Origin of the sequence: Nocardia macrotermitis (assembly GCF_009604405.1) — a bacterium.
Lineage (GTDB): Bacteria > Actinomycetota > Actinomycetes > Mycobacteriales > Mycobacteriaceae > Nocardia > Nocardia macrotermitis.
In genome coordinates this window covers 16,473-30,431 of record NZ_WEGK01000015.1, presented here as the reverse complement: position 1 = coordinate 30,431, position 13,959 = coordinate 16,473, and the positions used below count along the sequence as shown (strand labels likewise).

Below are 13,959 nucleotides of genomic sequence, written 5' to 3'. Positions count from 1 at the left end.
TCCGTATATGGCATCGGACAAGGGAAACCCCATGACCACCTCGACAGATCTTCGGAAAGACCGGGCGACATCGTCGTCCCGGCAAGACCGCGGCGCGAGCCGTCGCGGTTCGCACGCCATGCGCTGGTGGGTGCTGGCCGTCCTCGCCGTCGCCCAGCTGATGGTCGTCCTCGACGCTACCGTCGTGAACATCGCGCTGCCCGCCGCGCAGCGGGATCTCGGCTTCTCCGACGCCGATCGGCAGTGGGTCGTCACCGGCTACGCGCTGGCATTCGGCAGCCTGCTGTTGCTCGGCGGACGCCTGAGTGACCTGGTCGGGCGCAGATTGACCTTCATCGTCGGCCTGGTCGGCTTCGCCGTCGCCTCCGCGATCGGCGGTGCGGCAACCGGATTCGTGATGTTGGTCGCAGCCCGCGTCGCGCAGGGTGCGTTCGGCGCGCTGCTGGCCCCCGCCGCACTCGCGCTGCTGACCGTGACGTTCACCGAAGCCTCCGAACGGGCCAAGGCATTCGGCATCTTCGGCGCGGTCGCCGGTGGTGGCGGTGCGCTGGGTCTGCTGCTGGGTGGTGCGCTCACCGAATGGGCCTCGTGGCGCTGGGTGATGTACGTCAACCTGATCTTCGCCGCCGTCGCGCTGATCGGCGCGGTCGCGCTGCTGGCCAAGCACGTCGCGACCGAACGCCCGAAGCTGGACATCCCCGGCACCGTGACGGTCACCGTCGCGCTGTTCGGCATCGTCTACGGTTTCTCGCACGCGGAATCGCACGGCTGGACCAACGGTCTGACCCTGACCTTCCTGATCGGCGGCGTCGCGCTGCTGGGCGTGTTCACCTGGATCCAGGCGCGGGTGTCGAATCCGTTGCTGCCCTTGCGAATCGTGCTCGACCGCACCCGCGGCGGGTCGTACCTGACCATCTTCGTGATGGGTATCGGGATGTTCGCGATCTTCCTGTTCCTGACCTACTACATGCAGCTGACCCTGCACTACTCGCCGATCATGACCGGCGTGGCGTTCCTGCCGATGATCGTGGCGCTGGTCGCCACTTCGACCACGGTGCCGTCGCTGCTGCTGCCCAGGATCGGGCCGAAACTCGTTGTCGCCAGCGGGTTCCTGGTCGCCGCGGTCGGTATGGCCTGGTTGACGCAGATCGGTCTGAACACCGGATACGCCTCGCACATCCTGCCCGCGTTGATCCTGCTGGGCCTGGGTCTGGGTGGCGCGATGTCCACCGCGTTCCAGAGCGCGACCTCCGGGGTGCACCACGAGGACGCGGGCGTCGCGTCGGCGACCATCAACACCAGTCAGCAGATCGGCGGCTCGATCGGCACCGCACTGCTGAGCACCATCGCCGCCTCGGCCGCCACGGACTACCTGAGCACCCGTCAGCCCACCCCGCTGAACGTCGCGCAGTCCATGATCGAGAGCTACACCACCAGCTTCTGGTGGGCCGCCGGGATCTTCCTGGCCGGTGCGGTGGTCATGCTGGGCCTGCTGCCGAACACCGCTCCCGCCCCGGCGGAAGGTGAGCCGGTTATCGCCCACTGATCCCGAATTCCCTTTCCGGACAATGCCGTCCGCCCGATGCCCGCCTGCACCACGCAGGCGGGCATCGGTGTCTTCGGCCTCCGCTCCGCTCCGGCGGGTGCTGTATTTTTGGCCTCCGCTCCGCTCCGGCGGTTCGCGGCCCCCGAAGTCTCACCGATGAGCCCCGTGTCGGGCACTCGTTCCTCGCACCCGCCACGCGTCCGACCGGCGAGCCGAGCCGCGAACTTTGCTGTCGGCGTTCAACGGGGTTGGCGGAACGGGGTGTCTCAGTGGACTGTCGTGTCCCAGGTGACGGGCAGCTCGTGGACGCCGTAGATGTTCATGTCCGTGCGCAGCGGGACCTCGGCGGCGGGGACGGCGAGGGTCAGGGAGGGGAAGCGGCGCAACAGACTTCCGAAACCGGCGCGCATCTCGAGGCGTGCCAGCTGCGCGCCCAGGCACTGGTGGATGCCGTGACCGAAGGACAGGTGGCCGCGGGCGGTGCGGTGCAGGTTCAGGGTGTCGGGGTCGTCGTAGCGCAGCGGGTCGTGGTTGGCGGCGAGCAGGGAGACGACGACGGTGGAGCCCTGGGGGATCGTCTCGCCGCACAGTTCGATGTCCTCGGTGGCGTAGCGGTAGAAGATATCGGCGACCGAGAGGTAGCGCATGAGTTCCTCGACCGCGTCGGGCAGCAGATTCGGATCGGCGCGCAGTGCGGCCAGCTGTTCGGGATGTTCCAGCAGCGCGAAAGTGCCGAGCGACAACATGTTCGCGGTCGTCTCGTGCCCCGCGAGCAGCAGCAGGAACGCGATGCCGGTCAGCTCGTCGATACCGAGATCCTCCTGCCGCGCCAGATCGGACAGGATGTCCTCGCCGGGGGCGGCGCGTTTGGCGGTGACCAGTTCGCCCAGATACGTGTTCAGCGCGATGTACGCGCCCATCTTCTCTTCGAGCGGTTGCTCCTTGACCATGAACCGGGCGAAATCGGCCTGAAAGGTTTCCCGATCCGCGTAGGGCACGCCCAGCAACTCGCAGATCACCAGTGAGGGCACCGGCAGCGCGAACGCCCGCACCAGATCGACAGGCGGTGTGAGACGGGACATTTCGTCCAACTGCGCCTCGACGATCGCCACGATGTGCTCCTCGAGCTGCCGCATCCGATGGACGGTGAACGTCCCGATGAGCTTGCGCCGCAACCGGGTATGGTCCGGCGGGTCCATGGCGACGAACATGCCCGGGATCTGCGGGGACGGTTCGGTGGGCGTCGGCATGCCCGGAATCTCGTACGGCACATGGAGAATGCCGATATCCAGCCGGGAACTGAACCGGGTGTCGGCCAGCAGCCGGCGCACCGCCTCGTAACCGGTGACGAGCCAGCCCTGATGGCCGTCGGGGAAGTTCAGGGGGCTCACGGGGCGGGAGTCGCGCAGGGCGGAGATCTCACGCGGCGGGTCGAACGGGCCCGCGGTGCGTTCCATGGGGAGGCCGTTCGGGACAGGGGTGGTGACAGGCATCGGAAATGTCCTTTCGGGGCTGGTGTCTCGGGATCGGTGTCGCGATCGGGATGTTCCGGGCACGACTAGGAGAACGAACCGGCTCGGCGGGCCCGGTCCGGGCGGTGTGAGAACTGTGGCCGTCTCGAATTCGACTGCGGTACAAGATATTCGATCGGTGACGGAACACCGCGTCCGGCGGCGGTGAGCGCGTTGCCGTTGCGATCACCACCGCGCTTGCGGCGATGATCTCACTATAAGTAGATGTATACGTACATGCAAGAGGGATTCGATCCGGACCGGTGCGAATCGGGTTGCCGTTCGATAGCCGGAAGTGAGTGCGGGGCAGTGGACGCGCACAGGGCGAAGATCGCGATCCGGAGCGATCGATTCGAGTCATCGCCCCGAATCTCACTTGAATCTGCTGAAAGAACCCGCCGCTCGGAGCGTTGCGGTGGCCGCCGATCGCGCGTTGGCACCGCCCGAGCCGACCGATGGCGATCGCTGACAGTTAGCATGATCCGACGATCATCGGACCGGGGTAGGCGATTTCCGTGACGCGAGGCGGCCGCGGTACCCCGGAAGAACTGTGCTGGCGTTCGGGTGCGGTGTGTGTTTCGGACGGTTCGGGCAACCGCGCGCCGACGAGGGCACGATGGATGGCACTAGGGCGGCGCAAGGGACGGTGCGATGACACGGGATTCGAGGCAACCGGATACGCGGACACGAGGATCGGGGGTAGGCGATGAGTGAGGGTCCGGCGGATCCGGTCGTGCGGATCATGACCGAAGCCGATGCCTGGCAGCCCGATCCGCGCTGGCGGTCCGCCGCCCGGCTCACCGTGCTGCTCGGTGAGGATGATCACTGGCGACGCCGTCCCCGCTATCACGAGATCGTGCGCCGCGCCCGCGACGCCGGTCTGGCCGGGGCGAGCGTGTGGCGCGGGATGGAGGGTTACGGGGTGTCCTCGCGCATCCACACCACCCGGCTGCTGGATCTGGCCGAGAACCTCCCGGTCATGGTGATGATCATCGACGACGCCGACCGTTTGCGCGAATTCGTTTCCGGCAACGCGGAACTGTTCGACATCGGCACCGTCGCGCTGTCACCGGTGCAGGTCTGGTCCGGCGGCGCCGGGAGCCGCCGGTGACATCCGACAATCCTCGACCCTGCGGTCCGAGTACCCCGGTTCCGGTGGATCGTGCGAACCCCGTGCGATTCGCTACGGTAGAACGTCTGGGCACGGCGGCCGCCGCCGGAGCATTTCTCGCAGAGTGGGTGTGGCCGTGATCCTGATGACCAGCCGGGCGCAGGCGATACGGAAAGGAGGCCCGACCATGGCCCACGATCGAGCCGGACGACCGGCGCGGGCCACCGATCTGGAGGATCTGCCACACCTCGTGACGGCCTACTACGCGCGCATTCCCGATCCGTCGGATCCCGCGCAGCTGGTCCATTTCGGTACGTCGGGTCATCGGGGGTCGAGTCTGGACTGTGCGTTCAACGAGGCGCACATCCTCGCCATCACGCAGGCGATCGTGGAATACCGTGCTACCCGGGGCATCACGGGTCCGGTGTATCTGGCGCGCGATACGCACGCGCTGTCCGAACCCGCGTGGACCACCGCGCTCGAGGTGCTGGCCGCCAACGAGGTCACCGCGATCATCGACGCCCGCGACCGCTACACGCCCACGCCGGTGCTCAGTCACGCTGTGCTGCGGCACAATCGGGGCGGCACCCGGCATCAGGCCGACGGCATCGTGGTCACCCCCTCGCACAATCCGCCGCGTGACGGCGGCTTCAAATACAATCCGCCGCACGGTGGTCCGGCCGACACCGTCGCCACCGACGCCATCGCCGATCGCGCGAACGAACTGCTCAACGGCGGTCTGGTCGGGGTCAGACGCACCACGTTGCAGCATGCGCTGATGACCGGCGTCGAGCGGTACGACTATCTCGACCACTACATCGCCGATCTGCCGAATGTGTTGAATCTGGACGCGATTCGCGGCGCGGGCATCCGCCTGGGCGCGGATCCGATGGGCGGGGCGAGCGTCGACTACTGGGAGGAGATCGGGCAGCGGTACGACCTCGAACTCGAGGTGGTCAACCCGTTCGTCGACCCGACCTGGCGGTTCATGACCCTGGACGCCGACGGGCAGATCCGGATGGATCCGTCCTCGCGCTACGCGATGGCCTCGCTGGTCGCCATCCGCGACGACTACGACATCTCCACCGGCAACGACGCCGACGCGGATCGGCACGGCATCGTGACACCCGATGCGGGACTGATGAATCCGAACCAGTACCTCGCGGTGGCGATCGAATATCTGATCGCGAACCGGATGGGCTGGGACGCGCTGACCAAGATCGGCAAGACCGCGGTGACCTCCTCGATGATCGATCGGGTGGTGAGCGTGCTGGGCCGTCAGGTGCACGAGGTGCCGGTCGGCTTCAAATGGTTCGTGCCCGGATTGTTCAGTGGCTCACTGGCTTTCGGCGGTGAGGAGAGCGCGGGCGCGTCCTTCCTGCGACACGACGGCACCGTCTGGACCACCGACAAGGACGGCATCCTGCTGTCCCTGCTGGCCGCGGAGATCACCGCCGTCACCGGCCAGAGCCCCTCGGCCCGCTACGCCGAACTCGAAAAGCGTTACGGCTCACCGGCTTATGCCCGCATCGACGCCCCCGCCACCCCCGCCCAGAAATCCCGCCTGGCCGCCCTGACCCCCGACGACATCACCGCCACCGAGGTCGCCGGTGAGGAGATCACCGCCATCCAGACCCGCGCCCGCGGTAACGGCGCGGCCCTGGGCGGCGTCAAGGTCAGCACCGAGAACGCCTGGTTCGCCGCCCGCCCCTCGGGCACCGAGGACAAATACAAGATCTACGCCGAATCCTTCGAGGGGCCGGAGCATCTCGCGCAGGTGCAGGCGATCGCGGAGGAAGTCGTCGGGCGGGCACTGGGTTCGGACTGACGGCGTGTGCGGCTCGGCGAAACTGGTTGGGGCTCAGTACTCGTCGCGTTTGCGGGGCCAGTTGGTGTAGTCGGTGCCGCGGCCCAGGGGTGCGCGGTCGAGGAGTTGCCAGGTGGCGTTGAGGGCGTCGGTGCCGCGGTCGTAGGTCGAGTAGGTGTGGTAGACGATGCCGTCCTGGAAGGCGAAGCAGCTCAGGGCCATCAGTTCCATCACGTCGAGCATGTTGCCGGGTGGGCGGTGTTCGGCGGTGGTGCGCATGATCTCGAAGAAGTCGTCGTTGAAACCGTTGTCGCCGATGGAAACCCAGTCGATGTTCCAGCCGAAACGCTCTTTGTAGGCGTTGAGGGTCGGCAGGGGGGAGCGGGAGGCCAGCAGGAATGTGACGTCGCGGTGGGCCAGGTGGGGGACCGCGCCGACGAGATTGTCGGTCTCGAACGTGCACCCCGGGCAGCCGGCCGGTGTCTTCGGACCGTGCATGAAATGCCGGATGATCAGCTGCGATCGCCCGTCGAACAGTTCGGCCAGCGTCTGCTCGCCGCGATTCGTGTCGAACCGGTACTCCTTGGTGACCGGCACCCACGGCAGCGCCTGCCGCTGCCGCGCCAATGCGTCCGAGCGCCGGGTCGCCTCCTTCTCCTGCGCACGCAATTCCTCGTACGCCGTGCGCCATTGCTCCCGTGTCCCGATGTCGTGTGCGGGCATGCTGCTCCCTTCCGAGCGTTCTCCTTCAGGTAGGACGGGATGCGGGCGCGGGATTCATCGGTTCCGGATCGGGTTGTGCTCGGTGCCGGAGAGCGTGCGGGTCGGCGGGTCAGAATGACGGGTTGTCCTGGATCCAGTGGAATCCGCTGCTGCGGAGGCGGAAGGTGTCGGGATCGACGTGGGCCAGGGTGATGGTTACCGGATGTCCCTCGAGGGTGCCGTCCAGGGTCAGGCGGTCGGGTGTGGGCTGTTGGAATGTGAACTCGGCCAAGGGTTTCGAGGGCGTGTCGGGTTGTCCCTCGCCCTCGATGAGGTGTTGTCCGCCGCTGGTGAGCGTGATGTGGTGGGTCCTGGGATCCAGCATCAGTGTCGCGTCGCGGAGCCGGCCGTCCATGCGTTGGTAGGTCATCGTTCCGGGGGCATCGAAAACTATGCGCTGCCAACGGTTTTCGTCGGTCAGCAGCGGCGGCAGCGGGTGGCCGTCCCGGGTGAAATCGGTGACCGACCAGATGCCGTACAGCGGCGGGTGGGGGCGGCCGTCGCCCGATTCGTGGTAGTTCTTCCAACCGGTGTGCGCCAGTGGCACGAGAAGCCATGGGATACAGGCGATCTGGAGTAGTGCTGCGAGCAGACGGGTGCGGCGGGTGTGGAAGGGGTAGGGGGCGGTCGAGCGTCCGGCCGGGCGATCGAGCACCAGGACGTGGATCAGTCGGCGTGCCTCGGGCGTCAGCAGCAGTAGCGACATGAGCATCAGATGTCCGGACAGGATCTTCACCGGCACGTCGAAGGCCATATCCATGACGAACACGAGGGACATGTCGACCAGGGCGAGCATCGCGCCGAGGATCGCGGTGCGCGGGATGAACAGCAGGATGCCGCCGACGAGTTCGGCTGTGCCGAGCAGCATTTCGTAGGTCGGCGAGGTGCCGACCTGGCTCCACAGCACCCCGATCGGCGAGAAGTCGCCGTACGGTTGTAGCAGGGTTGCCAGTCCGGGTTGCGCCATCTGCGTCGGAATGAGTTTCGCCACGCCGTAGCCGAGCATCTGCCCGGCCACACACAACCGGATGAACAGCAGGAACCAGCCCGCGAGCCGCCGGTATTCGGGACGCCGCCGGTCGAGCACCGACCAGATCAGAGTGCCGGCGACGGAGACCGCCAGCACGCAGAACAGCAGTATCCACAGGATGCGCAGATCCCCACTGCCACTGACGATCAGCCTCGCGTCGACGCCGAAGACCGTGCGCCCGACCCAGTGGTAGACCGGTTCGAGTACCCGCACCTGCCAGATGATCGCGTCCGGGGGCAGCCACCCGTTGGCGCCGAACCAGCCCAGGAATGCGAACAACGGCTGTGGGTAGAGCACGCAGAACAAGCCGAAATACAGGAAAGCGAATCGAAAAGTGATGCGGGTCAAGGGGTTCCAGCGAGTGCGGGGCGACCCCTCGTCGACCCGCCGCGCGCTGTCCCGGTCCGCCGTCGCGGTCGTCACGCCGACCATCCCTTCGAAGTAGGCACGGTACGAACCTATGGACAACGCTCGGGCGATACCTCCGGGGTGTCCCTGAGGTGGACCCTGAATTCGCCGGAGGTCGGGTGTGGTCCCGCTGGGCGATCCGCTGGTTCACAATCGGCGATCAACGTCCGGTGCGGTGGCCCGGAGGGGAGTTCATCGGCCGGACAACGCAATTGGCCGCCGGGATGCCCGGATCAAGGCAACTCCGCAGGAAGTGCGATCGGGCCACGATGCCGGAATCCGGACCGCCAGCCGATCTCCTTCTCCGACACGGTGATTCGACTCTCGGGCCAGCGAACGAGAAGCCGGCGCAGTAATGCCCCGGTGACGGTGCGCACCAGCGCGTTCCCCAGTCCCAGCTGCGGATTGGAAGTGCGTGCGAGATCGACGTTTTCGGGGTCGGCGAAGTGGTCGGGATCGTGATTCGCCGAGGCCAGGCACGGCAGCACCGTTTCGCCCGCGCGAATCCGGTGCGTGCCGATCTCGAGATCCGTGATCGCGAACCGGGGTCCGGCCAACGCCTGGGGTGAGAGGTAGCGCAGCAGTTCGTCGACCGCCGCATCCGGCGAAATACATTCGGCGCGAAGGGGTTCGGCCTGTTCGGGATGGGTGAGCAGGTCCATCATCGAACCCGCCACGAGATCGACCAGCACCTCGTACAAGACGAACAGCAGACAGAACGTCGCCCGAGCTACTATCGGCCGGTCGATATCAAGGGGGGTAGACTGGAGCGGAGCGTTCTTGCAAATGCAATTATCGGTGGTATTCCGCGTCGATAGTGCATTTGCAAACGCACTTCCGTGCGCGGTACTTACGCAGATAATCGTCGCAATCAGCTCGTTTCTCGCATAATTGCATGTTGATGCGCATATATCTGAGTCATTCGAAATTTAGGCAATCTGCCTGCTAATGGCAGGTCATGCGTAGTGTGCAGCCTTCGCGGCAGTAGTGCGACTCGGCCGGATACCATTTGGTAACGATCCATCGCTGTTCACGCACTCGGCTTCTATTCTGATTCTGATATGGCGCGCAGTTTTACCGCGTCACAGTTCCTTGGGGGAATCCGTGAATCGTTTGCCGAAGGCTCGCCGTGATTTGGCGGTCAGTTTATTGGTTCCGCAGGAACGGTGGGGATGGGAGTACGTGGTTCCCGCGCCGGCGATGCCGAGTCCGCTGCGTGAGCAGGCGCCCTGCTGGGTGGGCCTGCCGGAACCCGAGACGTTGCAGCGGGATCGGGCGCGGGCCCGCGGTCGGCGCATCGCGTTGGCGGCCGCGTTTTTGATGGCTGCCTGGGCGAGCGTATTGGCTGCGGCGTTACGCCTGGGCTACTGGCCGGTGGTGGGAGGGGCGCTGGTGGTGCCGGTGCTGGCCTGGTGTGTGGTGTCCGGCATGCGGTCCAGCGCGGCTCGTCGGAAGTATGTGTCCCGGCTGGAACAGGAGCAGTCCCGATTCGGCCGCGCGGTGGCCCAGTGGCAGTCCGCGGTAGCCGAGCACGACCGGCGTGAGCAACTGCGGGTGACATCGGCGGCCCTGTGGTACCCGCTGCAGCCCGCTGAGCAGTGGGCCCAAGTGAACGTCTTCGGCGGGACAGCTGATGGATGGTCGAGTCTTCTTGTCACGCTGGGGCTTTCGCTGCAGATGGCCGGGTCGAGACTGCTGGTGCTGGATTTCTCCGAACGGGGTGTGGCGTCGGAGCTGGTGAGTTTGGCCGATACCGTCGGATACGAGACGCGGGTGGACCGGGTGCCCGCCGACGGGGTCGTCGGGATGGACGGGCTATCGGCTGTGGAGGCCGGTGAGCTTGCGGCCGAGGTCCTGACCACGGTGCTCGGCCGGACGAACGACGGCATGCGGCAAGCGGTCGACGCCGAACTGGTGCAGACGGTCGTGGAGTGCCTGGAGGCACCGTACACGTTCGAGCGGGTAGCCGCCGGCTTGGCGATGATGCGCCGAACCCTCGATGTCGACCGGCAGTCCTGCCTGTCCGCGGCCGAGGTCCGTGGACTGAACCGAGCGACGGAGAACATCGGACCGGAGTGGCCGTCGGTGGGGGAAGAACTTCGATTCGTCTCCGCGACGATGCGGCTGCTCGGTGGTGTGCCGCAAGGTCATTCGCTGCAGGAACCGCTGTGGCCGCAGTCGGGCCTGCGGGTGATCGCCACCGCCGACACGAACGCACGCCGCAAGGATCTGCTCGATCGATTCGTATTCTTCCGGGTGCTGCACGAAATTCGCACCAGCGACCATCGGACGGGCGATGCGGTCGTGGTGGCGGGCGCGGATCAGTTGGGTGCGGCTGAACTTGAGGCGCTGGCCCGGCACGCGGACCGGGTGGGAATGCGGCTGATCGTCATGTGCGAGCACTTGCGTGGCGAACAGTTGCAGTTCCTGGGCGCGGCGGGTAGCGCGACTGTACTGATGCGACTCGGGCACACCGGTGAGGCGGCGGCAGCGGCCGATTTCGTCGGTCGCGGACACAGATTCGTGCTGTCCCAATTGACCGAGCAGATCGGCCGGAGCTTCACCGACGGGGTTTCCGACACCGCCGGGGACTCGTTGACGTCCACCGTGACCGACAATTTCTCCCCGACCTCCAGTGGCTCGTCGGATTCGCAGTCGCGGGCGACGACCTGGTCACAGACCAGAAGCTGGTCGCGGGCCGACAGCGCGTCCGACTCGCGCGGCTGGACCAGGGCCTACGAGTACGTGGTGGAGCCGACGACCTTCCAGGCGCTGCCTGCCACCGCGTTCATATGGGTGGAGACAGGCGGTGGTGGCCGCAGGATCGTGGCCGGTGACTGCAACCCCGGAATCGCGTTGCTGGACCGGGTGGCGGCAAGTCCCAGGACCGCGGCGACGGTCGTATCATGCTGAGCGGCTTCCGATTTCATCAACTACTGACCGTTCCTCGAACGGGATCGCTCGGTGATGACCGGACACAGCAGCCGTCGCGACAGGCAGCGATATTCGCGGCACTCACCGCCGCACACGCCGACCTCGCCCTCGCGGGCCCGGACTCCTGTCTTGCGGTCGCTTGGGACAGGGTCGGTGACGACCGCCGCGTGCGGGTGCTGATCGGCGGCCGTCCGGGTTTCCTCGGCGCATCCGAGTGTGATCGCGGACGCGGTGTGCTGTTTCCGCCCGGTGCACAGGCGTGCGGTGTCGACACGAATTCCATTGCCGTGCACTGGAAAGAGCTGCCGGTCTGGGTACGGTGCACCGGGCGGATGGACGCGCTGTGGCTGCGGCCGCGGGAGGCGTCACACCGGATTCAGCGTGGTGGATTCGAAGACTATGTGGCCCATCTGCCGGGGCGATTCGTTTGGCTGGTCGTTGCGTCGCCGGTGCCGGTCTACGACGTCGACGAGAAGCTGGCTGCTCTGGAGGTTCGGCTACCGCGTCTACGCGCTCGCCGTGACTCCGAGTTCGATCGAGTGTCGTTGCAGCGTAACGAGTTCAACTACCGGGAGTTGTCGCGAGCGCGTTCGACGGGACTGTGGAACGTGCATGTGCTGGTCGGCGGTGCCGATCTCGAAGGTACCCGCCGGGCTGCCGGATTACTGTGCAGTGCAGTAGATCTCGAGGAGTTCGGTTACGTCCTCGCGCCGCACGCGATGACCGCCGAGGTCGACGAGACTTGGCGCGCAAGGATATCCGAGGACGACGACGGCGGGGGCTCGCCGTTCGTCGCCGATACCGAGCTGTTGACGGTGCTGGCCCGGCCACCCGGTCGGGAGTTGCCCGGCGTCCGGATGGTGGAGGCGACCGAGTTCGACCTGACCCCCGAACACTACGGCGAGATCGACCTCGGTTCGGTCCTCGACGACGCCGACGCGCCGCTGCACCCGTTCACGGTATCCCTCGAAACTCTCAACCGGCACGGATTCGTCTCCGGCGCAACGGGCTCAGGTAAGTCGCAGACCGTACGACACCTGCTCGAACACCTGCACACAGCACACGTGCCGTGGCTGGTGATCGAGCCGGCCAAAGCCGAGTACGCCGCGATGGCCGGGCGCATCGAGGCGCCGGTGTCGGTGATCCGGCCTGGTGATCCGGACGCTGTCCCGGCCGGGATCAATCCGCTCGAGCCCGAGCCGGGGTTCCCCTTGCAGACCCACATCGATCTGGTCCGGGCGTTGTTCCTGGCCGCATTCGATGCGGCCGAGCCATTCCCACAGGTACTTTCGCACGCGCTGACGCGTTGCTACACCGACCTCGGCTGGGACCTGGTGCTGGGCGAACCCCGCCGTCCGAGGCCGCGGCCACGCTACCCGCGGCTCGATGACCTACAGAAATCCGCCGTGCAGGTGGTTGACTCCATCGGCTACGGGCGAGAGGTCAGTGACAACGTCCGCGGCTTCATCGACGTGCGTCTGGGAGCGCTCAGACTGGGCACGCCAGGGAGATTCTTCGACGGTCGCTACCGGCTCGACGTCGCAGCGCTGCTGGCCACCGACACCGTGATCGAAATCGAAGACATCGGTACCGACACCGATAAGGCATTCCTGATCGGTGTTGTCCTCATCCGCATCGCCGAACACCTGCGTATCCGGCGCACGCGCGATCGCTGTCCCGGGCTGGCCCACGTGACGGTGATCGAGGAAGCGCATCGGCTGCTGCGACGTGCGGCTCCGGGCAGTCCCGCCGCGCACGCGGTGGAGTTGTTCACCGCGCTGTTGGCCGAGATCCGCGCCTACGGCGAGGGAATCGTTGTGGCCGAACAGATTCCGAGCAAGATCGCACCGGACATCGTCAAGAACACCGCACTGAAGATCATGCACCGACTGCCAGCCGCCGAGGATCGGGACCTCATCGGCGCCACCATGAATCTGTCACCCGCGCAGTCCCGTCACGTCGTATCGTTGCCGCCGGGGCGGGCCGTCGTGTTCACCGACGGGATGGACCGTCCCATCCGGATCGATGTTCCGCTCGGCGAGTCACGGGAAGCGCGTCGACCGGCGCGCATGCCCGTGCTGGCACCGATTCCCCGCGAAAAGCCACTGGTGCTGCGGGATCTGCACCGCGCACGTGTCCTCGCCGAGGATCCGCAGCTGACTCTGTGGATCGAACTGATCCTGCTCGCGCATCTGGTCGGGCGTCCCGGCCCGGTCCCCGACCCCGATTGGGTCGCGATGTTGAGCGGACGTGACGAACCGGCGATCCGCACCGAAGCCGTCGGCCATCGGATCCGGGTCGCGATCGACGCTCGCTATGCCGGGCTGGCCGGTTACTTCCCGCCCGAGCACCTGGCCGATCACCTGCGGGCGTTCGCTGACGCTGCGCTCGGCAACCTGCCCGTTCCCTGCGTCGAGGACGAATCCTGTTGGCAGGCAGGGCGATACCGATGGGCCGACGTCGAACACGCGCTGCACGATCTCGATCTGCCCGCAGATCGTCCGCACCCCGACACCGACCTGTGGGCGCGTCGCGGACTCCGCCTCCCGGGAACCACGCTCGCGGAGCAGCGCGATCTCCTGGACGCGCACCCGGACAGCTGGTGCGATCCGCACATCGTGACCGGGCCCGACCCGATGGTGCTCGGGACCTGCGTCGATCAACTCAGTCAGGCCGTGACGATCGAGCAACGACTTTGCCACGCGACGTCCTATCTGCGCGGACTGACGCGGTGGCCGCTGATCTTCATGGAGGCGCCCGAAGCCAGGGAGGGGAGCCGGTGAGCGTCGACAGTCGTTTGTGGTCACCGAATCGGCACCGGTCTCCGTGGCACGCAGATGTCCGGCTCGG

General features: G+C 66.5%; 9 protein-coding genes. 5 read left to right on the top strand and 4 right to left on the bottom strand.

Annotation, left to right across the window (positions count from 1 at the left end; all coding sequences use genetic code 11):
• Positions 1–31 precede the first annotated feature (31 nt).
• The gene (locus NRB20_RS28895) at positions 32–1,546 is read left to right on the top strand and encodes an MFS transporter (RefSeq protein ID WP_153414581.1); all 1,515 of its coding nucleotides are present in this window, start codon (positions 32–34) and stop codon (positions 1,544–1,546) included.
• 266 nt (positions 1,547–1,812) lie between these two features.
• Here NRB20_RS28895 and NRB20_RS28890 read toward each other — a convergent pair whose 3' ends face one another.
• Positions 1,813–3,039, bottom strand: a complete 1,227-nt coding sequence (locus NRB20_RS28890; protein ID WP_153414580.1) for a cytochrome P450 — start codon at positions 3,037–3,039, stop codon at positions 1,813–1,815.
• A 724-nt stretch (positions 3,040–3,763) separates the two neighbouring features.
• Here NRB20_RS28890 and NRB20_RS28885 point away from each other — a divergent pair.
• Positions 3,764–4,168, top strand: coding sequence for a DUF190 domain-containing protein (locus tag NRB20_RS28885; protein ID WP_227833975.1), 405 nt, complete (start codon positions 3,764–3,766; stop codon positions 4,166–4,168).
• Between the two features lie 187 nt (positions 4,169–4,355).
• Entirely contained in the window at positions 4,356–5,996 is a 1,641-nt protein-coding gene (gene pgm / locus NRB20_RS28880; RefSeq protein WP_153414579.1) for a phosphoglucomutase (alpha-D-glucose-1,6-bisphosphate-dependent), read from the top strand.
• A gap of 33 nt (positions 5,997–6,029) precedes the next feature.
• On the opposite strand, the gene NRB20_RS28875 is transcribed toward pgm, so the two are convergent.
• The 3 genes from NRB20_RS28875 to NRB20_RS28865 all read right to left on the bottom strand — a co-directional run bounded on the left by NRB20_RS28875 (position 6,030) and on the right by NRB20_RS28865 (position 8,867).
• Positions 6,030–6,698, bottom strand: a complete 669-nt coding sequence (locus NRB20_RS28875) for a DUF899 domain-containing protein (protein ID WP_153414578.1) — start codon at positions 6,696–6,698, stop codon at positions 6,030–6,032.
• Between the two features lie 109 nt (positions 6,699–6,807).
• Positions 6,808–8,199, bottom strand: a complete 1,392-nt coding sequence (locus NRB20_RS28870) for a DoxX family protein (protein WP_227833986.1) — start codon at positions 8,197–8,199, stop codon at positions 6,808–6,810.
• A 209-nt stretch (positions 8,200–8,408) separates the two neighbouring features.
• On the bottom strand, positions 8,409–8,867 hold the full coding sequence (locus NRB20_RS28865; RefSeq protein ID WP_319945562.1) for a cytochrome P450: 459 nt from the start codon (positions 8,865–8,867) through the stop codon (positions 8,409–8,411).
• Positions 8,868–9,279: 412 nt separating this feature from the next.
• Here NRB20_RS28865 and NRB20_RS28860 point away from each other — a divergent pair, with 412 nt between their 5' ends.
• Both NRB20_RS28860 and NRB20_RS28855 read left to right on the top strand, forming a co-directional pair.
• Complete coding sequence (locus NRB20_RS28860; RefSeq protein ID WP_153414576.1) at positions 9,280–11,088, top strand: hypothetical protein; 1,809 nt, start codon at positions 9,280–9,282, stop codon at positions 11,086–11,088.
• A complete protein-coding gene (locus tag NRB20_RS28855; RefSeq protein WP_153414575.1) occupies positions 11,082–13,892 on the top strand; it encodes an ATP-binding protein in 2,811 nt (936 codons plus the stop codon). Before NRB20_RS28860 ends, NRB20_RS28855 begins: the two co-directional genes overlap by 7 nt.
• Positions 13,893–13,959 lie beyond the last annotated feature (67 nt).